The 24261-nt window shown below is 45.4% G+C and carries 20 protein-coding genes; 4 read left to right on the plus strand and 16 right to left on the minus strand.

What is annotated here, in order from left to right; all coding sequences use genetic code 11:
- Positions 1-57 precede the first annotated feature (57 nt).
- Entirely contained in the window at positions 58-1065 is a 1008-nt protein-coding gene (locus J7E78_RS14190; RefSeq protein ID WP_215076896.1) for a globin-coupled sensor protein, read from the minus strand.
- A 241-nt stretch (positions 1066-1306) separates the two neighbouring features.
- Positions 1307-3202, minus strand: a complete 1896-nt coding sequence (locus J7E78_RS14195; protein WP_215076897.1) for a PrkA family serine protein kinase — start codon at positions 3200-3202, stop codon at positions 1307-1309.
- 364 nt (positions 3203-3566) lie between these two features.
- Here J7E78_RS14195 and J7E78_RS14200 point away from each other — a divergent pair, with 364 nt between their 5' ends.
- A complete protein-coding gene (locus tag J7E78_RS14200; RefSeq protein ID WP_215076899.1) occupies positions 3567-4412 on the plus strand; it encodes a DUF2161 domain-containing phosphodiesterase in 846 nt (281 codons plus the stop codon).
- Between the two features lie 106 nt (positions 4413-4518).
- Here J7E78_RS14200 and J7E78_RS14205 read toward each other — a convergent pair whose 3' ends face one another.
- The 3 genes from J7E78_RS14205 to J7E78_RS14215 all read right to left on the minus strand — a co-directional run bounded on the left by J7E78_RS14205 (position 4519) and on the right by J7E78_RS14215 (position 7355).
- Positions 4519-5145 carry an FMN-dependent NADH-azoreductase gene (locus tag J7E78_RS14205; protein WP_215076900.1) on the minus strand — a complete coding sequence of 209 codons (627 nt, stop codon included), beginning with the start codon at positions 5143-5145 and terminating at the stop codon, positions 4519-4521.
- A gap of 192 nt (positions 5146-5337) precedes the next feature.
- Positions 5338-6561, minus strand: coding sequence for an aminotransferase-like domain-containing protein (locus J7E78_RS14210; protein WP_215076902.1), 1224 nt, complete (start codon positions 6559-6561; stop codon positions 5338-5340).
- Positions 6562-6698: 137 nt separating this feature from the next.
- Positions 6699-7355: a response regulator transcription factor gene (locus tag J7E78_RS14215; protein WP_215076904.1), complete on the minus strand. Its 657-nt coding sequence runs from the start codon at positions 7353-7355 to the stop codon at positions 6699-6701.
- 439 nt (positions 7356-7794) lie between these two features.
- Between J7E78_RS14215 and J7E78_RS14220 the strand changes: the two genes are divergently transcribed.
- Together J7E78_RS14220 and J7E78_RS14225 are read left to right on the plus strand one after the other, a co-directional pair.
- Complete coding sequence (locus tag J7E78_RS14220) at positions 7795-8205, plus strand: uroporphyrinogen-III C-methyltransferase (RefSeq protein WP_215076906.1); 411 nt, start codon at positions 7795-7797, stop codon at positions 8203-8205.
- Complete coding sequence (locus tag J7E78_RS14225; protein WP_215076908.1) at positions 8202-9266, plus strand: phosphodiester glycosidase family protein; 1065 nt, start codon at positions 8202-8204, stop codon at positions 9264-9266. Before J7E78_RS14220 ends, J7E78_RS14225 begins: the two co-directional genes overlap by 4 nt.
- 298 nt (positions 9267-9564) lie before the next feature.
- On the opposite strand, the gene J7E78_RS14230 is transcribed toward J7E78_RS14225, so the two are convergent.
- From J7E78_RS14230 to J7E78_RS14255, 6 genes are all read right to left on the minus strand, one after another.
- On the minus strand, positions 9565-10581 hold the full coding sequence (locus J7E78_RS14230) for a LacI family DNA-binding transcriptional regulator (RefSeq protein ID WP_215076910.1): 1017 nt from the start codon (positions 10579-10581) through the stop codon (positions 9565-9567).
- Between the two features lie 76 nt (positions 10582-10657).
- Complete coding sequence (bglX, locus tag J7E78_RS14235; protein WP_215076912.1) at positions 10658-12823, minus strand: beta-glucosidase BglX; 2166 nt, start codon at positions 12821-12823, stop codon at positions 10658-10660.
- 98 nt (positions 12824-12921) lie between these two features.
- A complete protein-coding gene (locus J7E78_RS14240) occupies positions 12922-14517 on the minus strand; it encodes a type 2 periplasmic-binding domain-containing protein (protein WP_215076915.1) in 1596 nt (531 codons plus the stop codon).
- 54 nt (positions 14518-14571) lie between these two features.
- Positions 14572-15474 (minus strand): carbohydrate ABC transporter permease, encoded by a 903-nt coding sequence (locus J7E78_RS14245; RefSeq protein WP_215076917.1) that lies wholly within the window; start codon positions 15472-15474, stop codon positions 14572-14574.
- Between the two features lie 18 nt (positions 15475-15492).
- Complete coding sequence (locus tag J7E78_RS14250) at positions 15493-16452, minus strand: ABC transporter permease (RefSeq protein ID WP_215076918.1); 960 nt, start codon at positions 16450-16452, stop codon at positions 15493-15495.
- Positions 16453-16463: 11 nt separating this feature from the next.
- Positions 16464-17228 carry an alpha/beta hydrolase gene (locus tag J7E78_RS14255; protein ID WP_215076921.1) on the minus strand — a complete coding sequence of 255 codons (765 nt, stop codon included), beginning with the start codon at positions 17226-17228 and terminating at the stop codon, positions 16464-16466.
- 472 nt (positions 17229-17700) lie between these two features.
- Between J7E78_RS14255 and J7E78_RS14260 the strand changes: the two genes are divergently transcribed.
- On the plus strand, positions 17701-18618 hold the full coding sequence (locus J7E78_RS14260; protein WP_215076923.1) for a serine hydrolase domain-containing protein: 918 nt from the start codon (positions 17701-17703) through the stop codon (positions 18616-18618).
- A gap of 99 nt (positions 18619-18717) precedes the next feature.
- Here J7E78_RS14260 and J7E78_RS14265 read toward each other — a convergent pair whose 3' ends face one another.
- The 5 genes from J7E78_RS14265 to aroF form a co-directional block, all read right to left on the minus strand.
- A complete protein-coding gene (locus tag J7E78_RS14265) occupies positions 18718-18972 on the minus strand; it encodes an AbrB/MazE/SpoVT family DNA-binding domain-containing protein (RefSeq protein ID WP_036610032.1) in 255 nt (84 codons plus the stop codon).
- 167 nt (positions 18973-19139) lie between these two features.
- On the minus strand, positions 19140-19607 hold the full coding sequence (gene trmL, locus J7E78_RS14270; RefSeq protein WP_017689589.1) for a tRNA (uridine(34)/cytosine(34)/5-carboxymethylaminomethyluridine(34)-2'-O)-methyltransferase TrmL: 468 nt from the start codon (positions 19605-19607) through the stop codon (positions 19140-19142).
- A gap of 140 nt (positions 19608-19747) precedes the next feature.
- A complete protein-coding gene (gene serC, locus J7E78_RS14275) occupies positions 19748-20836 on the minus strand; it encodes a 3-phosphoserine/phosphohydroxythreonine transaminase (protein WP_311517361.1) in 1089 nt (362 codons plus the stop codon).
- A 237-nt stretch (positions 20837-21073) separates the two neighbouring features.
- The gene (gene glnA / locus J7E78_RS14280) at positions 21074-22498 is read right to left on the minus strand and encodes a type I glutamate--ammonia ligase (protein ID WP_074094318.1); all 1425 of its coding nucleotides are present in this window, start codon (positions 22496-22498) and stop codon (positions 21074-21076) included.
- 409 nt (positions 22499-22907) lie between these two features.
- Positions 22908-23972: a 3-deoxy-7-phosphoheptulonate synthase gene (gene aroF, locus J7E78_RS14285; RefSeq protein ID WP_215076927.1), complete on the minus strand. Its 1065-nt coding sequence runs from the start codon at positions 23970-23972 to the stop codon at positions 22908-22910.
- Positions 23973-24261 lie beyond the last annotated feature (289 nt).

Raw genomic sequence — 24261 nt, forward strand, 5'->3', positions numbered from 1 at the left:
CCATTATAGCTTAAAACAGCCTGAAACGGTATGGAAGGTTCCTAATGCTTTTAAGCTCTATTCCTGCTGTTCCAGATTCTTCAAATCCAGAGACAGTTTCTCCATTGTTGTTGCAAATACAGCGAGTTCAGCCGAGCGTGAAGCTTGGCTCCGTGCTCCGCGAGACGTATGATCCGACTCCTGCTGCACACTGCTTAGTTTCTTCATGATCTGCTCCAGATTAGACTGAATTTTCCCCTGGGCATCCCGAGAGCTGGCTGCAAGCTTGCGCACCTCACTGGCAACTACTTCGAAGCCACGTCCGAACTCTCCTGCATGAGCAGCTTCAATCGCTGCATTCAGACCGACAAGATGACTCTGATCCGATATCTCGCGAATGAGTTCACCCATTTTTCCGATCTGCTGGATCTCCCCTGTCAATTCCGTGAGCAGAACTTGAGCCTGATCCTGAGAAGCCGCTGTTTCTTTGGCAACACTCGATATAGCCATTGCGCTTTCATTTAATTCACTAATCATGCCTGTAAGCTCTTGGGTAATCTGCGTAATCGCCTGCAAGGTATGTTGTTGGTCATCGGCAAGCTGATGTAACTTTTCTTTTTCTTTCTTCTCATAGGCTTCAAGGACAAGCTGTGAATCCAGATTAAACATTTTGCTAAGCGCTTGAATGACAAGATGCCAGGAATCAGGGATAACCTGCTGGAATATGCTCGTTGCAATATCAAGGTATACCATATAGGTACCCAGATAATAATCTTCGGACAGACCAATCCGTGAATGTACAAGCCCAATTGCAATCCGTTGCTCAATGTATGCGTCGTCCACAATTCCATCCGTCATCGATAACCAGTACATCTTCTGCGTCTCTTTTAAACGTTCAATGGAGGAGAATCTTGCGATCAGATCTACCAGATCAGGATAATTCCCCACATGATTGTAGAAATGATCTACCACTTCATTAACGACTTTTTTAAAAACAGGTCGATGATTGGCAAGCAGTGTTAGATCCCCTGCGGTTAATCCCATGTAATCAAGTTGCTTCTGTCTTGTTGCGGAAATACTGCTCATATCTGGTTCAGTCAGCTCCTTAATAAACACCATTACTTTAAATTGTAAATATATGTATTGATTATAGACTAAAATACCTAAACATACATATACCATTAGAACTAATTCTCTTTAAAATTAACCTTATTTGTCAGCTTTTCAGACGAATATAACCTTCATGTAATTAAAAAGGCCCTGACTCTGCTGTGAAGGAGCCTCACAGCAGACATCAGAAGCCTGATCCGGAATGGTTCGTTGCCGATTAGCGATTAAGCAGACTGCCCACATAACGGAGCAGTTCATTGGCGCTGGCTGCGGTATATCCATGCTCTTCAATTAAGCGTTTAATAACTTCATTCATTCGTTTCAATTGGGTTGCATCTGGTGTTTTGGTTGAGGTTGTAATCTTGACGATGTCTTTCAGATCTGTAAACAACTTCTTCTCAATCGCTTCACGCAGACGGTCATGGCTGCTGTACTCGAATTTGCGCTCCTTACGGGAGTATGCCGAGATTCGGATTAGAATCTCTTCCCTGAACGCTTTCTTTGCATTCTCGGAGATCCCGATCTGCTCCTCGATGGAACGCATCAAACGCTCATCCGGGTCCATTTCTTCATCTGTGAGCGGATCACGAATTTTGGACCAGTTGCAGAATGCTTCAATGTTATCCAGGTAATTCTCGAATAGCGTTCTTGCCGACTCCTCGAATGAGTACACAAATGCTTTCTGCACTTCCTTCTTGGCCAGTTCATCATACTCCTTGCGTGCAAGAGCAATGAAGTTCAGATAACGCTCACGCTCTTCCTTCGTAATCGAAGCATGTTGGTCCAGACCGTCCTTGATGGCCCGCAGAATGTCCAGCGCGTTAATGCACTGAAGATTTTGCTTGATCAAAGCACTGGAGATCCGGTTAATGACATACCGTGGATCGATGCCGGACATCCCTTCATCCAAATACTCATTTTGCATCTCGCGAAGATCGGCTTCTTTGTATCCTTCCACTTCTTCACCATCATACATCCGCATCTTTTTAACGAGATCCATGCCTTGTTTCTTCGTTTCCTTCAAGCGGGTAAGTATGGAAAAAATGGCTGCAGTCCGCAATGCATGCGGTGCAATATGAACATGCTTCATGTCACTTTGCTGAATGAGCTTGGCATAGATTTTCTCTTCCTCGGATACTTTCAAGTTGTACGGAATCGGCATGACAATCATCCGGGATTGCAGCGCCTCATTCTTCTTGTTGGAGATAAAAGACTTATACTCCGATTCATTCGTATGCGCCACAATCATTTCATCCGCACTGATTAAGGCGAAGCGTCCTGCTTTGAAGTTCCCTTCCTGCGTGAGCGACAGGAGATTCCACAGGAATTTCTCATCACATTTCAACATCTCCTGGAACTCCATTAATCCGCGGTTCGCCTTGTTCAACTCCCCATCAAAACGATAGGCACGTGGATCGGATTCGGAACCGAACTCCGTAATGGTGGAGAAGTCGATGCTACCGGTCAGATCGGCAATATCCTGCGATTTTGGATCGGATGGACTGAACGTTCCTATCCCGACCCGATTATCTTCGGACACAATGACCCGTTCAACCGGCACCTTGCTGATATCACCGCCATATTCGGTACGGAGTCTCATTTGGCAAGATGGGCAAAGGTTGCCCTCAATACGGACACCAATTTCCTTTTCCACTTCAGGACGAAGCTCCAGTGGAATCAGATGTAGTGGCTCCTCATGCATCGGGCATCCATCAATGGCGTATATCGCACCTTTCTCTGTCCGCGAGAACTGTTCAAGCCCTCGTTTCAGCAGCGTCACCAGCGTCGATTTACCTCCACTTACGGGACCCATCAGGAGCAAGATCCGTTTACGTACATCCAGACGACGTGCTGCCGAGTGGAAGTATTCTTCAACCAGCTTTTCAATCGAACGATCCAGTCCAAAGATCTCCTGCTCAAAAAACTTGTACCGCTTATGCCCACCTACTTCTTCAACGCCAAACGATTCAATCATTTCATACACTCTGGCGTGAGCCGTCATTGCCGGAGTCGGGTTCTCTCTCAGCAGTTCAATATAATCTTCAAATGTTCCGTTCCATGTCAAACGGTCACTCTCTGCCCGATGTTCCGCAATGCGTTCAAAAATATTCATGCTTGGTACCTCCCATGGCTCCTTTAGTGTGATTGTCAACCATTCCGAATGGTATGAAGAAATCAATAGAATTGCGGCTCCTGCTTGAATACCAATCTTGCGGTCCTGTTTAGTTCCGCCACCCTCTGTCCAAACATCTTGTATTGTTGTGAAAAGTGTATTACATACCTATGCGGCAATTCGGATAAGTTGACCTCTTTTTTTTCAATCCCTGGCTTCGAATTTTGGCTTTTCCCTGTTCTATCAGACATCATGTGCCTTCAGAAAAAAAAGAACGAATATGATATAATGAGGGTTCTATATTCAGGAAACCGGACAATGCATGGCCAGATCACCAGGGCATTTTAGGAAAGGAGCACGAACGATGGCAGTGCAATACGAAACCGAATTATATTTGCCTGTGAAGGCTTTCTTCGAGCAGCGTGGCTTCGACGTGAAGGCGGAAGTCAGACATTGTGACCTCGTTGGGGTCAGATCGGATCAGGAGGAACCACTAATTGTGGAGATGAAAAAAACATTTAACCTCTCCCTGTTGTTGCAGGGCATGCAGCGCTTGAAGCTTAGCCCGTTCGTGTATCTGGCCGTCGAGCGCAATCGCAGCAAACGTGGCGCCGTGAACCAACGCTGGAGCGAACTGACTGCATTATGCAGACAGCTCGGTCTGGGGCTGCTAACGGTCACATTTTACAAAACCAAACCTCCCCTGATTGATGTATTGTGCGAGCCTTCCGCCCAGATCCCCCTCACTGGTCGCAATCAGGTGGCTCGCAAAAGCGGTGTTCGACGGAAACGCCTGCTTAAGGAATTCGACGAACGCAGCGGAGACTACAATACGGGAGGCAGCACACGCAGACAGCTTGTCACGGCATATCGCGAAAAAGCCTTACGGGTCGCATCCGCTCTGCGAACGAACGGAGAAGCCTCTCCCGCCAACCTCGCCAGAGAGACTGGTGTAGGTTCTGCCGCGGCGATTCTGCAAAAAAATTATTATGGCTGGTTCGAACGCCTCTCCCGTGGAAAGTATATTCTGACAATTAAGGGAGTACAGGCGTTAACCGAGCATGCACACATGCTTGAAGATAATGATATGATTGAACGAACCATTAATGAACTTGATGTAACGTATTCTGTATCTGGTGAACATAAGGACGACCTTGCGCATATCGCTGAGACAGCCGAGCAGTACTTGAAAAACACAGGCCATATCTGATACGGAATTACTTGAAGTAAGTGATATAAAAAATGAGAATGCAAAAACACCTGTCATCTCCAACGGACGACAGGTGTTTTTGTGTATTCTATATAGAAGATTGTTATTAGAAGCTTGCTGCTACTTCAGAAGCCAATTTCAGACCTGCAGTAACGATTTCTTCAGCACGATCTGCAGAAGCGTTATGACCTTCAACGATAACCACTTCAGGGTTTTGAATGCCCCACAAGCCGAGAACTGTTTTCAGGAAGTTCAGGGACATTTCAGCAGCTGCCATTGGACCTTCGGAATATACGCCACCACGTGCGTTAAGCAAAGCTACTTTTTTGTCGCCAGCCAGTCCTACAGGACCTTCAGCAGTGTATTTGAATGTTTTACCAGCTTGGCTCAGGTAAGCAATGTAGTTTACCAATGGTGCAGGAACAGTGAAGTTCCAGAGCGGGAATGCAAATACCACTTTGTCAGCTGCCAAGAATTGATCTTGAAGCTGTGCTGCAAGTGAAGCTGCTTTTTGCTCGTCAGCTGTCAATTCAAAACCGTTAGCTGCTTTGTAAGTACCTGTGATTGCAGTGTTACCATAGAATGGGAATTCTGTATTGTAGAGATCCAACTCAGTAACTGTGTCACCTGGGTGGGACTCTTTGTATGCGCTCAAGAATGCATCGTACAATTTAACGCTGACTGCTTGATCTGCAGGACGGTCATTTGCTTTAACGAATAAAATATTAGACATGTTGAATTTTCCCCCGTTAGATAAAATATATGAGTGCCCTTTCTGAACTCACCACAATTGCAGCTTATATAAAGAAACCAACAACTCATTAATTCATATTATATATAAAAATGTTAGTGGATGCAATAACGTAATTACTTTGGTCATGAACCAATTTTAATTTTTGCTACATAATCTATTTTTTGATCTGACTTAGCTACGAGCCGTAAATTCGGAAATGGCTTCACTGATCAGGTTCATGCCAAGCAGCAATTCATCCCGGCCCGGATGGCTAAAGTTCAATCGAATGTAACGTTGATCCTGTACACCTGTGGAGCATAACGATCCAGGAAGAAAAGATACACCTTTGGGCAAAGCCGCCTTAAGCAGAGCGCCACTATCCAGTCCTTCAGGTAACTGTACCCACAGATACATTCCGCCCTCAGGGATGTTGTACTGACACCCTTTCCAGCCTGGTCTCTTCAACAGTTCAAGCATCAGTTTGAGTCTTGTCTTATACTCCCGATTCAACATGGATAGGTGATCACTCCAACGAAACGGGGAATGGGCAAGCAACTGATACAACAGCCGCTGATTCATCGGACTGGACTGACCATCTGCAATCCGTTTAACTGAGGCCATGGCCTGAATCAGCGCCGGATGTCCAGCAGCCCATCCGGTTCGAAGAGCGGGCGCAACCGTTTTGCTGAACGAACCAATGTAGAGAACATGTCCACCCTGGTCGGCAGTATCCAGTGCAAAGAGTGAAGGATATTTACGATAGAATTCCGTTGGCTCAAGGCCATCAAAGTGGAGCTCTCCGTAAGAATCATCTTCCACAAGCAGTACACCATAGCGCGAACACAGCTCAAGGACAGCCACCCGCCGCTCCATGCTCCACAAAGCACCGGTCGGATTTGAGAAACTAGGTGCAGCAAAAAGCAGCTTCGGTCTAACCTGCTGCATGTGATGCTCCAAAAGGTCTGGCAGTATGCCGTCCCGATCACCCATTACGGGCACAATCCTGGCTCCTTGCATCTCCAGAACCTCAAGACAGCCTGGAGAAGTGGGATGTTCAACCAGTACAGAATCTCCTGGCTCAAGCAATAGACGCATCACCAGATCGATGGCCTGCTGGGTACCAGTGGTCAACAGAATCTGCTCGGGTACCGTTCGTATGCCTTTGCGTGCATTCCAGTCTTTGTTCAACCACTCTCTTAGGGGGGTGTAACCTGCCGGCTCTCCATATTGCAATGCGGAGGGGCCTGAACTAAAGACAGACACCGCTGCTTCTTCCAACAATTTGAAAGGAAACAACTCCTCCGCAGGCAATTCTTCTGCCAGAGAAATGAAATAATCCCTGCCAGACATCTCACGTATATCCCTCAGTGGTGATGACAAAAGCCTGTTGGTACGGGAAGCAAAGAAATATTTCATCGATCCGTTCCCCTTTCATGCCTATTCCGAAACTGTATTCGCAGTCCGCAGCCCTACAACCTATTCCTGCTCGCCATCGAATATGACCGGATACATAACCGACCAGTTGTGATTATGGGAAGAACAAACCTGTCTCGTCAGGATCCCGTCTTCACTTGTCTAGCATGCAAGGCATAACGTTCAATGGCCTGTGCTCTACTGCTTACTTCCAGCTTCACGTATATTTTACGCAGATAATTATCAATGGAACGTCTGCTAACGTTGATCTCATTCGCTATTTTATCATAGGTTACACCCTGAACAATTCTTTCCATGATAAAAGTTTCGGTTTCTGTTAATTCAATTATACGTGATTCTGTCGGAGACTCCACGGGTTGCGCCCACTCCGCACTGTTTAACCACGACAATGGAATGGATACATGGCCCTCACGTAACCCAGAGATCAGATGAATCAGCTGGCTAGGGGAAGCCTGTTTGGATAACATGCCGCTTGCACCAAGACTCATCAGATGACGAAACAGCTTCACATTGTCTTCATCCGTCAAAATGATGATGTGACTGTGAGCTGACAGATTCTTCATCTGGGCAATATATTGATCTGCCTGCCCCTCTGGAAGACGATAATCCATCAGAATCAGATCAGGCTGGTGCATATTCACCAGATCGAGCCCTTCTGTCCCGGTCGAAGTCATGCCTCGTACCGTCAGATCTTGCTGCTCTTCCAAAATCAATTTTGTACCGAGCATGCTGGTGGGGTGGATATCTACGATGACCACCTGCCATACTTTTTTCATTGTTGTTCCCCCTGTTATGTATTGGACAAATAACTTCCAACTTCTGTCATGATGACTCTATCGTCTTTGCGACAGTCCGTGTATAGAAGAAGCATAGGTCGGATTATGTCGAAAAACAGATAAATACAGGATACAGCCGATAAAAAAGCTCTATTTTCACTGTATTTTGTTATAAAAACACCATGACGTCCATCTTCCCATCCCCGGAAAGGTCAAAATATAGTATAAATATCCTGCATTTCTATCTAAAAAAGTCGAAAAACCTGCCCAAAGTTCCTACTTATTGCATCTATAAGAAATTGTATCCTAGGACTTCCTTCCGATGCAATCTCTTTTTACTCTATTAAGTAAAGAATTTCATTTTTGCGTAATCAATAGGGGCATGATAGAATGAGGACTGGAAATTTTTTTGTACCTATCAATGACCAGGAGTGATGTTATGAAACCATCTGCCCCGCCCTCTGACATCCATCACACCCGGAGCGCCAAAGGCAAGGCCGGATCTTCAATCAAGCTGTTTCTGGTAATGTGGATTGTTCTCATTGCACTAGGAGTAGTTGGAACCTACTATTATAGTAACCATCTCCAGCAACAGATGATTAACCAGCTTCAAGCCCATAATCAGCAGCAGATTGCAGCGCTAAAAACCGACTATGAAAATCAGCTAACAACGATATCAAAGGAAGTAGAAGACCTGCAGGGACAAGTCCAATCCTTCAATGAATTGCTGACCTTCACCAAGGATAATGCAAGTGACAAAACGGATAACAGCAACAAACTGTATACCCAGCTGAGCGAAGTCAAAAAACAACTGGAGACACTCCAGAAAAAGATGGACCTGCTCAAATGATTACACCCGTCAAACAGGTTAATCGTTTTTTTATGCTTGCACTCGCTCCTTTTGTTGGATTGATACTTTGCCTGCTGCTTTTTCGTCCTTCACTTGAACCCGGAGGTTTGATGCCTACCGAACTGTCAGAGGACACGATTACACCCCGGACCCAAGCAATTAGCCAAGAGCTTGCCGGGGCAAAAGATGCTGCTGTCCAGACTTCTTCTTCTATTAAAAGAACGACACAGCTCTATAATAAAACAACAAGTACGATGTCTGCACTTGTGCAGAAGGCTTCAGCCCAGGCGGATCGTCCGGAAACGATCTACAACAAACGGATTTCATCCAAGCTTGGTGTTCCATTTGAACGGGTAGACAGTGACCGGCTAACGATTGAAATGTACAGAGTGAACCCTGGCAGCTATAAGGGCTATGCCATGAAGATCAAGCTTAAAGACCCTGCGGCCATGCAGATGGCTCTAGACAGTGAACCTGGTCGTTCTGAGACGACCATGCAGGCTGTGAAGCGTAACGGTGCAATTGCCGGGATCAACGCAGGTGGATTTGCTGACAGTGGCGGCAAGCGTTATCCACTTAGCACAACCGTCATGAACGGGAAATACGTGAACGGTTTTCAGGCCAGTTTCAAAGATCTGTTCTTTGTAGGACTTAACGATGCCGGCAAGCTGGTTGGAGGCAAGTTCTTCGACAAAAACTCACTAGATCGCCTGCAACCACAATTTGGGGCTACATTTGTTCCGGTGCTGCTACAGAATGGACGTAAAACCACAATTCCAGACAAATGGAAAGTATCACCCAAACGAGCACCACGTACAGTCATTGGCAATTATAAGGACGATCAGTTATTAATCATTGTGGTAGACGGATATAATGAGGGCGGAGGTTCCGGCGCTACCCTTGAAGAGTTGCAAGGACGGTTGTACAAGCTTGGGGTGATCGACGCCTATAATCTGGATGGCGGTGGATCTTCCTCGCTTATTCTGAATAATCGGGTTATGAATAATCCTTCAGATGGCAGCCTCAGACCGGTGCCCACACACTTTTTATTTTACAAATAATAGGGTGAAGCATTCCTTTTCTACCTATAATGGTTATAATAGAAGAAAATGAGCTTGTGCAGGAGGTGCGAAGGGTATGTCATTTTCACTGACATTCTGGATTATTGCAATTGTATTGACTCTCTTCATTACAGGCATTCTCACTTCATCCTACAACAATGACAAGACAAAAGGCCTGTAAAGGCCAACCCTCTCTTCGGAGAGGCTTTTTCTATTGCTTTATCCCCGAAATAGCAAGAGACAAGGCTTAAAAGAATGATTCGATTCTTCTAAGCCTTGTCTCTTGCTGTATTCGGGATCAATAGCTAACCGCCTGGTCATTCCGCATAGCTATAACCGAATCAGACGGAATAGGCCCACAAACCGACCCACCCTCAACTAATGTCACATAAATTCGTTCATGATCGACGGGTTCTCCAGCAATAATTTTGATCAATTGTTCAGCAGCGAGCGATCCCCACTTGCGTTTGGAATAATCAATGCTAGCCAATCTCGGCTGGACGTACTTGCTCAATTCAATATTGTCGAATCCGATGACATCAATCTCCTGACCAACGCCAAGTGCACTGTCTGCGAGACGATCACACAAACCAATAGCCATCTCATCATTGAGGCAGAATACCGCTGCGGGTCCATCATACACCTGCACAATCTGATCTGCGGCTTGTTCTCCACCACTCTTTTCAAAATCTCCCGTGATCTCAATCCATTCCACATCGGCTTCACGTTCCGCAACCTGTCTCACAGCCTTTAACCGCTGCACAGAGTCAAACGAACCTTCCGGTCCTGTCACCACGTAGATTTTCTTATGTCCCTGTTCAATAAGATGTTCCATCGCAAGTGTCGCCCCGGCCTTATTATCCAGCAGAACCTGATTAATGTTGGGATGATCCATCTCACGGTCCAATACAACGATTTTGTGCCCACGATCGGCATACTGCATTAGTTCCTCACTTGCAAACGTATGATCCAGAATGATCGCACCATCAATCATCCTCTCTGGAAGCATGCGATGGGATTGTTTACCACTGCACACGATCAGGTCATAGCCTTGAGCATTACATACGGCTTTCATGCCACTCAGCAAGTCTCCATACACATCTCCTCTAAAATCGGTCAAGAATACACCTAGAATTTTGGATTCCCTCTTCTTCAGTGTTCTTGCTGCGGCATTTGGAACATAGTTCAGTTCTTTGGCAATGGCCAAAATTTTGGAACTCGTCTCATCGGTCACTTTGTTGCTGCCATTCAGCGCATATGACACAGTAGAGATGGAAACTCCCGCCTGTTTGGCGATATCCTTGATACTGACCACATTCTTCGCTCCCCTGTTATGTTCATCAGGCCTTCCATAACAAAAGGCCTGACACATTACTCTTTCCATTCACCAGTTAAACAAGTCTGAATGATTTCTTCTGCGTATCCCGACTGTTTGCACCCACAAGAATATGGAACTCGCCTCGATCACTGCGGTGGCTTAAGTCGGAATGGTGATAACGAAGCTGTTCTTCATTTAATGTAAAGGTGGCTGTACCACTTTCGCCTGGCGCAAGTGCAAGCTTCACATATCCTTTCAGCTCACGCATAGGACGAACGACTTCACCTGTTACATCACGAACGTACAACTGAACGGTCTCCACACCTGCGCGCTCACCCGTGTTTGTTACACGTACTTGGATGCTCAGGGACTCTTCAGCAGTCATCTCGTTACTTGACACTTCAAGATCACCATAAGAGAACGAAGTGTATGAGAGACCATAACCAAACGGAAGCAAAGGTTCATTCGGGCTGTCAATGTATTTGGAGACATAACGTTCTTCCGTCTTCTCCGGGTTCAGTGGACGACCTGTATTGAAATGGTTGTAATAGACCGGAATCTGACCTACGGACTGCGGGAAAGACATCGTCAGACGTGCAGATGGATTGACTACACCTGTCAGAACATCTGCGATCGCTGCTCCGCCTTCACTACCTGGGAACCAGGCTTCAAGAACAGCATCCGATTCATCGATTACACCATGCAGATCCAATGGACGGCCGTTGAAAATAACGCTGGCAATCGGTTTTCCCGCTGCTTTGAGCTGTTTAACCAATTCCAATTGGGCCGCCGGCAGACGAATATCCGTGCGTGATCCACCTTCTCCACTCATCTCGGAGTCTTCACCAAGAGCAAGGACAATCAGATCTGCTTTGCTTGCTACTTCCAGGGCTTCGGCAATCTGCTCAGCTGTAATCGTATGAACATTGCTGCCTTGAGCAAATTGAACTTTCCCACCTGTCAAGCGTTCTTGCAGAGCTGTTCCCAACTTAACTGCATCTTCCTTAACCCCTTCACAGGACCACCAGCCCAGAATATCAGCACTCTGTGCAAAAGGACCAATAAGGGCTACATTAGCGTCAGGTTGAAGCGGAAGCACACTATCATCATTTTTCAACAGGACAGCTGATTTGGTTGCCAGTTCATACGATACCTGACGGTGCTCTTTGGAGAAAACAATCTCACGTTCACGTTCAGGATCAGCTGCACGAAGTGGGTTATCGAACAATCCCAGCTTTTCTTTCAGTTGCAGAATTCGCAGAACGGCTTCATCAATGAGCTTCTCTTCCACTTCACCGCTCTCAATCAGCTCAGGCAAATGATGCACATAACAAGGTGTCATCATCTCCATATCTACGCCTGCGCGAATAGCACGAGATGCCGCTTCACGATCATCTTCCGCAGCGCCATGCGCAATCATCTCGCGAATGGAAGCCCAATCCGAGATCAGTACACCATCAAAGCCCCACTCGTCACGCAAAATGCCGCGCATTAACTTCTCATTGCCACTTGCCGGAATACCGTCAACCGTATTGAACGAAGTCATGACCATCTCCACGCCCGCATCCAGCGCTGCTTTGTATGCTGGCAAATAGTATTCACGCAGGTTACGCTCGGACATGTCCACCGTATTGTAATCCCGACCACCCTCAGCCGCTCCATATGCAGCAAAGTGTTTCACACAGGCCGCAAGGCGATCAGGTTCATCCTTCAAGCTATCGCCCTGATATCCACGTACAAACGCAGCCGCGAACAAGCTGTTCAGATAAGGATCTTCTCCTGTCGTTTCCATCACACGACCCCAGCGCGGGTCACGAACCAGATCCACCATAGGTGCAAAGGTAACATGCAAACCGGATACAGCTGATTCACGTGCTGCAATTTCAGCACTTTTCTCGGCCAGTTCTGTGTCCCATGAACAACCGATCGCGAGTGGAATCGGGAAAATGGTTTTGAACCCATGAACTACGTCAGCCATGAACAAAAGCGGAATGCCCAAACGGCTTTTTTTCATATAAGCTTGCTGTACATCAATGATGGCCTGCGCACCGGACAACCCCAGAATGGACCCACTGGCATCCACGGACTGCTCCGTAATTCCCATCTCTTCCATCGGCCCTGTAATCTGACCTTCAACATTTGTTCCTTCATAAAAGTTGGCAGTCAACTGAAGAAGCTGAGCTGTTTTTTCCTCCAACGTCATCTGTTTCACCAGGTCTAACAACTGCTCGTTATTCATCTGATCGTATCCTCCACTACAAGTTGTTGAAATAAAGAACCCGGCTGCGTTCGGGGAGAGACCGCGCACCGGGTTCAAAATTAATGACTGAATGATTACTAGAATTTATCGTTTAGCTCATCCAGATAAGGTTGAACCAGGGACATTTTACTGTTTACCCATTCTTTCCAGTTTGCCTCTAGATCTCCGTTTTTGAGGATCAAGTTGGCATATTCATTCTGGTAGTCGAATGAAGCCTGACTCTTAGCTTTGGAATCGTACAGGTTGACATCCCAATCGTATGGTGCAAGCGATTTGCCTTCTGTACCAAGTTTTGCTTTTTCTTCGAACAATTTCACGGCTCTATCACGGTAATCTTTTTTGATTGCAGGGTTTACAACACTGAAGTCGTCACCGAGCAGGTACAGACCTTCGAAACGTGCTGGGTATTTATCTTCCAATACTGTTCCTTCTGGCAACAAGCTAACGAGTTCGTTGTTTTCATCATATTTCCAATCGGTTCCTTCAAAGCCCATGTTGATGAGTAACTGTCCTTCTTTGGTTGCAGAGTAATCGATCAGATCCATGATCCGTTCAAATTTCTCATCGCTGATATCAGGGTTGAAGATCAGTGCGGACCAGAAGTTGGCTTGCTCCATGTTACGGTATTTACCGTCATCGCCTACTACGATTGCTGTGTGTACCAGTTCATCACTATCTACACCCAGATTTTTTCTCATATCAGAATCCAGACCTTGTCTGTACGAAGCCAGTCCGCCCAGACTTGTTACAGCAGCTGTACCGGTTACTTTGAAGTTGTTTTGACCTTCATTGTTTTTCCATGTGTAGAACTCAGGATTGAGCAGTCCATCTTTATAGGCTTTTTGCATCAATTTAAGCCCTGTCAGCGTTTCAGGATCAGCTGGTCCCCAGTGAAACTTACCATCTTCACCTTTGTAGAACGGAGAGTCAGTCATGGCATGCACACTGTTTGGCATAATCATGTTTGTCATGGCATCTGCCGCATTGTAGGACAGAGGTACAAGTTTGTTACCCACTTTGCCTGGATCTTTTTCTTTCACTAACGCAGCATATTCGTTCAATTCGGTTGTTGTATAAGCATCTTTCAGTTCAAAACCAACTGCTTCAGCCCAGTCTTTACGAAGCGCAATGACACCAATTTGGTTCGTCAGTGGGTCAGCCGGTTTGTTCTCGAAATAGATTGGTCTAGGCAGGACATATGTTCCACCCGTCAATTCTTCCAACTTGTCTCCAAGACCCGTCAAATTGTAAGCTGCTGCCACGTTAGGCCAGCGTTCCTTCCAGTCATCCGGGAATTTGTAGAACAAACCTTGTTCAATGCTGTTAATGGCATCGCCATGTACGTAGTTCCATACCGCTACATCCGGCAAGTCACCAGAGTTGATCCACAGACGAAGCTTCTCGCCCCATGAATCCCAATCGATATAGTTGTAGTCCCATGTTAAATTAAATTTGTCTGTCCAGAACTTGTGGAATTCATTATCCAGGTTCCCGTTTTTGATTTCTGTCAGGTTAGCTACAGAGATGGTCAGGTTGTCTTTGTAATTTCCCTCTGCATCTTTTTCGTTACCACCTGAAGCTCCTTGACTGGAACAAGCGGTCACCATCAGCATAACTACACTAAGCGTAATGGCAAAGAGAGCTCTTACTGATAACTTTTTGTTCGTTTTCATGTTTTACCCCCATGTTTTTTAGTAGAATTCTATTGCAAAATCCTATACGTATAATCAGGTCTTGATTGCCCCTGTTAATACCCCTTTGGCAAAGTGTTTTTGCAGCATTGGGAAGAAACACATAATTGGTACCATGGTGACAAATACGGCTGCCATCTTCATGCCCATGGAGAAGTTGCTTGCCTGGGCAGCATCCACACTGGATGCGTTGGATGCATTCGTCTGAGATGTCACGATAATGTTTCTGAGTACATTCTGGAGCGGTAACTGATCCGCTTTTCGAAGGAATATCATCGCATCATACCAACTGTTCCAGTAAGCCACACCGTAGAACAACGTGATTGTAGCCATAATTGGTGTAGCCAGCGGAAGAACAACAGAGAACAAAATTCTCCACTCTCCGGCTCCATCCAATCTCGCCGATTCCATGAGTGATTCAGGCAAGGTGTAGAAGTAGTTCATCATCAGAATCATGTTAAAAGCACTGAAGCTTCCCGCCAGGATGACGGACCAAAGCGTACCTGTAAGATGAAGTGATTTCATGATCAGGTACAACGGTACGATACCACCATTAAAGATCATGGTGAACAGTACGATGAAAAAGAGAAATTTCTTAAACGGGAATTTGTTGCGACTAAGGCCATATGCCATGCTTGTTGTCAGGAACAAGCTGAGTGGCAAGCCGATGACTAGCAATATAATTGTATTTTTGTACCCCGACAGAATCGTTCCGTCAGCGAACAATGCCTTGTAGGAATCCAATGTCCATTCTTTAGGGAACATCAAAAATGGATTGTCAGCATATTCTTTTTGTGTAGCAAACGAGATCATGATGACATTCCAGAACGGAATCAGGATCATCAGGGCAAGCACTAGTAATACGGCAAAAATAATGTAATCGAGAAGTGTCATTTTTTCTGTACCAATTCTCGGTTTTTTGTTAGCTTTCTTGCTCATCTCATTTTTCCTCCTCTCTTATCGGAACAAACCGTCTCCGCCAAGCCATTTGGCAAATCTGTCAGCAAGAAGCAGCAAGGCCATATTCACCAGGGAACGGAACAAGCTGACCGCTGTCGAGAATGAGAAATCGGTTGATGACTGGAACGTAATCCGATAGATATATACATCGAGTACTTCCGATACATTTTTGGTAGCGGCATTTGCCAAGTTGAATATCTGGTCAAACCCGGAAGACATCAATCCACCAACCGAGAGAATAAACATGATTGTGATGGTTGGAAGGATGTTCGGTAAAGTAATTTTGAACATCTGTTGCATACGGGAAGCCCCGTCAATCTGTGCTGATTCATACTGATCCTGGTCAATACCGGAAATGGCAGCCAGGAATATAATCGCGCCCCATCCACTTGATTTCCAAATATCAGTCAACAGCAGCATCGGTACAAAGTTGGATTCGGAGCCCAGGAAGTTAATCGTTGGCAATCCGAGTAATCCGAGCGCGCTGTTTACCAGTCCGTCATATGCCAGCACATTGATGACTACCCCGGATACGATGATCCAGGACAGGAAGTGCGGGAACGTAAGAACGGTCTGGAACCATTTTTTTCCTCTGCGCATCCGTAATTCATTCAGCAACAACGCCAGAATGATCGGGAACGGGAACTGAATAATCAGTTTCAGAATATTGATGTACAGCGTACGCCATACCGCGTCGATAAAGGTTGGATCACGGAAAACATATTTGAAGTTCTCGAATCCGCTCCATGGACTTCCCCAGATGCCCAGGTTAGCCTTGTAATCTTTGAATGCCAGAGACAGGCCACCCATCGGCATGTAGGCAAACAGGATTAGCCAGACAAGCCCCGGAATAAGCAGGGTGTATGTCATTCGGTGCTTCCAGATTTCAGTCCAGAGCGAATTGCCCTTCACGTTTCCCTTCAGCTTTTTGCTAGGTCCTTCGGCTGCAGGTTTCACATTGCATCTCCTCACTCTACTATGGTCTTGTCGTTGTACAGAAAATCAAACATCGTTCTCAGGTGGTGCTCCCAAAATTTCCATTCATGAGCCCCCGGCGTCTCCACATACCGAAAATCAAAGGCAGTCCCCTGCATGTATCTCGCATAGTCGCGATTCATCTCTACGAAGGGGTCACGATCGCCACAGCAACTGAGGATTTCCGGTAAAGGAACACCCTGTTCCAGCAGCTTGGCCGACAGTGCGTAAATATCCTGATCGGCTTTCACCTGTAAACGTTCTCCAAAAACCGCTTTCATTTCCTTGATCATGGTCGCTGGCATATGGGGATCATGAAGTCGTGTCTGGATATCCGTTACACCGGATAGAGACACTACTTTGCGATATCGCTCTGGATAAGTTAGTCCACATTTCAGTGCACCATATCCACCCATGGATAAACCGGCGACGTATGTTTTCTCCGGATCAGGATTCAGATTGAGCAGACGCTTGCATATTTCAGGTAACTCCTGAGTGATGTAGTGGAAGTAATTCAGGCCGTATTCCATATCGGTGTAATAGCTTCGATTCACTTCCGGCATAATGATAGTACAGCCGTATTGCGCTGCATACATCTCAATTGTGGTCAACCGCTGCCAGGTACTCGCATTATCGCCTGCACCGTGCAACAGATATAGTGTACCGCCTGAAGTCTCTCCAGAGTCACTGGACACAACATGTATGCTGGTATTCATGCATAAGGTTGACGATCCAGTTTCAATCGTTATATGTGCCATAATGTAACCCCTCTCATCATCGCCTGCTGTCTTTACTCATTCGTTTCTCTGGCGTTGGATTGCAGGCTGTTGTAGATTCCCTTGTATTACGATGGGTTATCGAAACGATTTTCTCGAATCGTTTCAAAACATAGCCAACGTTGATTCACATGGACTTCATTACAACACTTTTAATGTGGAAGCGATTTCTTCGAATCGTTTCGAATAAATCATAAGCCCGATGAGTAAATCCTGTCAATAACCTTTTTACAATTTTCGCGTTTTTTTCTCGAAAAAATGCTTTTTCAAGTCTAAATTTGCATCGAAAGACACTATTATTACGAAAAAATGAAAATTTAGTCAGTGCTATTACAACTTTAATTGACACCAAATCAGGTTTAGATTAACATGGGTTCTGATTTTGCATTCGAATTACGGAAACGTTTCACCAACCGATTTTACTCAGGTTTCACCTGATATTAGGGAGGTTAATATGTCTGAACAACTCAAAGGTTTCATTCAAACGATTACGGAGCAACATTTGAATGTTTTTTCCATTCGCATATTACAAAAAGGGCATCTGCTTGCCCATTGGGACCGAGATAAGGATCAGCGCAGGGTACAACATTCCATCAGTAAATCCTTCACGTGTATGGCCGTTGGTCTTGCGCTTGAAGAAGGTCTGTTACATCTGGATGCCACACTTGGTGATTATTTCACCTATAATTATGTATCCACTACACAGCGCAATCTCCCATCTCCGCAGGAATTGAAACTGCGTGATCTTCTCCGAATGTCTTCGGGACATGACTCTCCCCCTCTTTGGGCTGATGAACGAGCTTCATTGACCGAAAAGGACTGGGCAAAATATTACTTGTCGCTGCCTCTGGACCGGGTACCTGGAGAACAATTTACATACAGCAGCGGGGATACATTTATGATCTCAGCCATGCTACAGGCTGCTACCGGCCAAACCGTGAAAGATTACCTGACTCCACGGTTATTTGATCCACTTGGCATTCATGATGTAGAGTGGGAGACCTCTCCACTGGGGGTAACGCTTGGCTGTGCAGGTCTTTGGATAAGTAATGAGGAACTGAGTCGATTTGGACAATTACTGCTGCAAGAGGGCTTTTGGGAAGGCAGACAGCTTGTACCTTCAGATTGGATTCGACAGGCTACGTCACAGCAGATCGAAACGACTGGAGACGGAGATTGGGGAGAAGGTTACGGATATCAGTTCTGGATGTGTTCCCATGATGCTTACCGCGCCGATGGCGCCTATGGTCAGTTGTGTATCGTAATTCCCTCAAAGGAAGCTGTCATATGTATTAATAGTGAGGAAGAAAATATGCAAGGCATCCTGAATGCCGTCTGGAATGAAGTTTTACCCTTTTACATTCAGGGTTAGTCTACTTATTTTATCTTTTTTCAAATTGCAATTATGGCATTCAATTGAGAATTAAACAAAAAAACGCCACGGGGTCAATGGACCCCATGACGTTATTTCTTATCCGTGTTGTGGAAGCTGAGTCATTTCATCTAAACATTGTGCGCATATGTAACGCTCTTTGAACTCGTTGACTTCCTCGATGGATCCGCAGAAAATACATTTTGGACGATATCTCTCCAAGATAATATGGTCCCCTTGTACTAAGATTTCTACAGGATCTCCCTCATTCATTTGATACCTTTTACGCAAAGATTTAGGCAATACGATCCTACCTAATTGGTCAACTTTGCGAACTACTCCAGCTGGCTTCATAGCTACGGCACACCTCTCCTATCTTACTCTAAATTTCTAGGTACATTTGTACTATGTTTATAGATTCGCCAAGATTTTGTCGAATCCTGCTGGAAATAAACATTTTTTGTCCTTTTTTTTGAAAAATGTTTTTTTACCGAATTCTAGCCGTCATTTATAACCTCAATTTATCCTTCTAACCCGGGGAAATTGAGCTGGCGCAACGCTTCATATACAATAATGGCTGCCGAATTGGACAGATTTAATGATCTAACGTCACCAGTCATTGGCATTTTCATACATGTATCGGGATTCGCGGCAATTAATTCAGGCGGCAGGCCTTTAGTCTCTTTACCAAAAACGAGGAAATCCCCATCCTGAAAATTAAAGTCACTGTATCGGTTCTTGGCCTTCGTAGTTGCGTAGAAGAAACGACCTTCCGGATATTTTTCCTGAACCTCAGCAAATGAGTCGTGATATTCAATATGAACGGCATGCCAGTAGTCCAGCCCTGCACGTTTCAATGTAGCATCATCTGTTCGAAATCCAAGTGGACGAACGAGATGCAGATGGGTCCCGGTTGCCGCACAAGTACGCGAAATATTGCCTGTGTTCGCCGGGATTTCTGGTTCAACCAGAACGATGTGTAAAGCCATATGTGTTCAATCTCCTTTTCATTTTCATGTTGACGACAACCCTCTAATCTTAAAGAAAAGCCCTCCACACGTCAATGTGGAAGGCTCTGGTAAGGCACAGGATTAGACACAAAGGTCCATTACACCGTACCTATACTTAATTATCCATTTGTCTTCTGGAAGTGGCTCATGAAGTCTGTCAGTGCCTTAACACTCTCATAAGGAGCAGCATTATAAATGGAGGCACGGAGACCACCCACACTGCGATGTCCTTTCAGACCTACAAATCCTTCTTCCTCCGAAGCCTTGATGAACTTTTTCTCCAGTTCTTCAGAAGCAAGACGGAAGGTTACATTCATGAGGGAACGATCTTCTGGTTCAACACAACCACGGTAGAAATCACCGGAAGCATCAATTGTGTTATAGAGCAATTCCGCTTTTTTCGTATTTTTTTGCTCAATACCAGCCAGTCCGCCCTGTTCTTCAATCCATTTCAATACTTCATTCACCATATATACCGAGAAGGATGGCGGCGTATTGTACAGGGAGTTGTTATCTACATGTGTGCTGTAACGAAGCATGGTTGGAATCGTTTTAGGCGATTCGCTCACCAGTTCCTCACGAGCAATTACAACCGTAATTCCGGATGGACCCAGATTCTTCTGTGCACCCGCATAGATCATGCCAAACTGATTAAGATCGAATGGTTTACAGAAAATATCACTCGACATATCCGCAATCAGAGGTACTGAACCGGTATCCGGGAACGACTTGAATTGCGTACCTTCGATCGTTTCGTTGGAAGTCAGATGTACATAAGCCGTACGTTCTGGCAAACTCAGATTCGAAACATCCGGCAATTTCATGAACTTCTCTGCTTCTGAAGATGCAGCAACATATGTCTCGCCGATCAACTTCGCCTCAGACAGAGCCTTCTTCGCCCAGCTGCCAGTCATCACGTAACTTGCAGTCTGCCCTGCACCGAGCAGGTTCATTGGCAACATCGCGAACTGAGTGCTTGCACCGCCCTGCAGAAAGAGAACCTTGTATCCTTTTGGATTGCCTAGAAGCGACAACAACCGCTCCTGAGCTTCATTATGTACAGACTCATACACCGCTCCACGGTGAGACATCTCCATAATCGACATGCCTGTATTACGAAAATCTACAAATTCCGCCTGTGCACGCTCCAGTACCTCAAGTGGTAACGCCGCAGGTCCTGCATTAAAATTATACGCTCTTTTTGTCACAAAATCCCCCGCCCTTTCCATCCGTAACTCTGACATACGAAGTAAATATTATCGCTATGATATCAGTATTCTCCATCTGCTTCAAGGGCAATATGCACTGAAGTGTTCAATTCAGGCCATCAAATTCCTTTATCACCCTGCAAAGTTAAAGCACTACATTGTTTAATTCAAGGAAAAGCCTCCGAGATCGTGTCCCGGAGGCTTTAGGTTGGAACAAGAACTGTTCCCCCCGACTGATTAGCAGTCGAAGTAGAGGCTGTACTCGTGCGGATGAATACGGATTGCTACTGCTTTCGCTTCATCACGTTTGAGGTTGATATAGTTTTCAATGAATTCTTTTGTGAATACGCCGCCTTCAGTCAAGAACTCGTTATCAGCTGCCAATGCATCAAGTGCTTCTTCGAGGGAAGCTGGCACACTGCGGATGTTTTCTTTATCTGCATCAGACAGGTCATAGATGTTTTTATCGAGCGGACCATATCCAAGCTCAGTTGGGTTGATTTTGCGTTTGATTCCATCCAGACCAGCCATCAACATTGCGGAGAATGCCAAGTATGGGTTAGCTGTGGAGTCTGGTGTACGGAACTCGATACGACAACCTTTTGGTGTCACAGCTGCAACCGGAATACGAACTGCTGCGGAACGGTTACCTTTGGAGTAAACCAGGTTTACTGGTGCTTCGTAACCAGGTACAAGACGTTTGAATGAGTTTGTACTAGGGTTAGTCAAAGCGATCAGTGCCGGAGCATGGTACAGGATACCTCCGATGTAGTGCAGAGCCATTTCACTCAGGTTAGCATATCCCGCTTTGTCATAGAACAATGGGGAATCGCCATCAAAGATGGATTGGTGAACGTGCATTCCGCTACCATTATCACCGAACAATGGTTTTGGCATGAATGTTGCTACTTTACCATATTGACGTGCAGTGTTGTGCACGATGTATTTGTATGCAAGCAGGTTATCTGCTGTTTTCTTCAGTGTATCAAAACGGAAGTTGATTTCGGCTTGACCCGCTGTCGCCACTTCATGGTGATGACGCTCGATGGACAGGCCTGCTTCTTCCAAAAGACGACACATTTCGCTACGAATATCTTGTTGTGTATCTACTGGCGCTACTGGAACATATCCACCTTTAGTGCGTACTTTGAAGCCCAGGTTTCCGCCTTCTTCTTTGCGGTTGGTATTCCATGAAGCTTCTTCGGAATCTACATAGTAGGAAGAGCTGTTCGTGCCGCTCTCATAACGTACATCGTCGAAGATGAAGAACTCGGATTCAGGTGCGAAGAATGCCGCTGTACCTACACCGCTCTCTTGCAAATAAGCTTCAGCTTTAACAGCGATGCTACGTGGGTCACGCTCATAACGCTCTCCATCCGGAGTGAAGATATCACACATAACATTCAATGTAGGGTGTGCAGTGAACGGATCGACATAAGTCGCTTCAGGGTCTGGCATCATAACCATATCGGACTCTTCAATTCCGCGGAAACCTTGGATAGAAGAACCGTCAAAAGCTACTCCATTTACGAACGTGTCTGCATCAACAGCCGAAGCTGGCAACGAGATGTGATGTGCACGACCAGCTAAATCTACAAAACGAAAATCTACCCACTCGATGTTGTTCTCTTGAATTGATTTCAATACGTTTTCAACCGACATGTATTCGTCCTCCCAAATATTCCGAACATTAAACAACCCCACTAAGAAAATGTCTAAATTCGAATTTTTTCTGTCGTCATTATAAATTTTAAAACATGACATCGTCAATACTTATGTAAGGTATTTTTTGAATGTATGTTAGATATACTCACATTTTATAAATAATCTAAATTCATATAACAACTATATTTATATATATTTAACTGGTTTAATGCGGTAAAGCGACCCTTTTTTATCCTATATTATGGAAAAAACTTCACATCATAAATGTTTCTTATCACCATTGATTAATAAATACGTTCAAAACTGCAAAATATGCAAAAAACCGAGCATCTACCTGATTCCGTTGCAATGAACGAGATCAGAGGAGATGCCCGGAATTGATCCAGACCTTGACTATGAATTCTTATTATACGCCTACACGTGCCGGGAAAAATTCCGCTGGTTGTTTGGCTGTGCTGAATGATTTACCCACGATTGGTGCCAATTTCTCCAGATCCTGCAACAGGTTGGCGAATTGGTCAGGGAACAAGGACTGCACACCATCTCCTGTCATGGAGTTATCCGGATCGGTGTGCATTTCAATGATCAGGCCATTGGCACCCGCAGCAACGGAAGCTTTTGTCATCGGTTCCACCAGTTCACGGCGCCCAGTACCATGACTCGGGTCAGAAATAACTGGCAAATGGCTCAGAGACTGCAGAACAGGGATCGCTGACAGATCCAGCGTATTCCGTGTGTAGGATTCAAACGTACGAATACCACGTTCACACAGCATAACATTTGGGTTACCACCCGCAAGAATGTATTCAGCCGCATTCAACAATTCATCGTATGTCGCACTGAAGCCACGTTTTAACAATACCGGTTTGCCACACTCGCCCAATTTGCGGAGCAAGTCAAAGTTCTGCATGTTACGTGTACCTACTTGCAGAATATCTGCGTACTCGGCGCAAATATCCACATACTCAGGTGTCATGACTTCTGTAATGGTCAGTAGATCATGTTTCTTGCCTGCTTCAGCCATCATGATTAATCCCTCTACGCCCGTTCCCTGGAAGCTGTAAGGACCTGTACGCGGCTTAAATGCACCTCCACGTAACACTTGCCCACCAGCAGCTTTCACAAGCCCGGCAATCTCATCAATCTGTGCAGCGGATTCAACCGCACATGGTCCGCCCATGACAACAAGTTCTTTTCCGCCGATATCTACACCTTTGATGGAGATCAACGTATCTTCCGGATGGAAGTCGCGGCTTGCCAATTTGTAGGACTTCGAGATTTTAACGACATTCTCGACACCTTTCATTTGGCGAAGATGCTCTTGCATTTTAGGTTCAACTTTACCAATCAAACCAATGATAGTACGATCCTCTCCGTGAGAAATATGCACCTGAAGCCCTTCTTTTTCAATAACTGAAACGATATCCTGAATCTGTTCCTCCGGTGTAGCCTTGCCTGCAATAACGATCATATTAATTCCCATCCTTCCTTGTATGAGAGCACAATCATTTCTTAACGTGCGTCTAATTAAATATAAAAACTCTGTCACGCTTAAACGCTTGTTCGCTTTTAAGCTTTTATCCGTTAAAGTGAATATACCATAGTTATCTTATTGCGTCAAGGTACACATTCCTTATCCATATACAAAAAGAACCCTGCTCCACAGGCTCCGACATTCGGATCTGCGTAACAGGATTCTTCTCATTCACATCTCGTTTGCATTTCACATACACTTAGGACTTACTTTAACATTAGCTGTG

Source organism: Paenibacillus polymyxa, assembly GCF_018614975.1.
Classification (GTDB): domain Bacteria; phylum Bacillota; class Bacilli; order Paenibacillales; family Paenibacillaceae; genus Paenibacillus; species Paenibacillus polymyxa_E.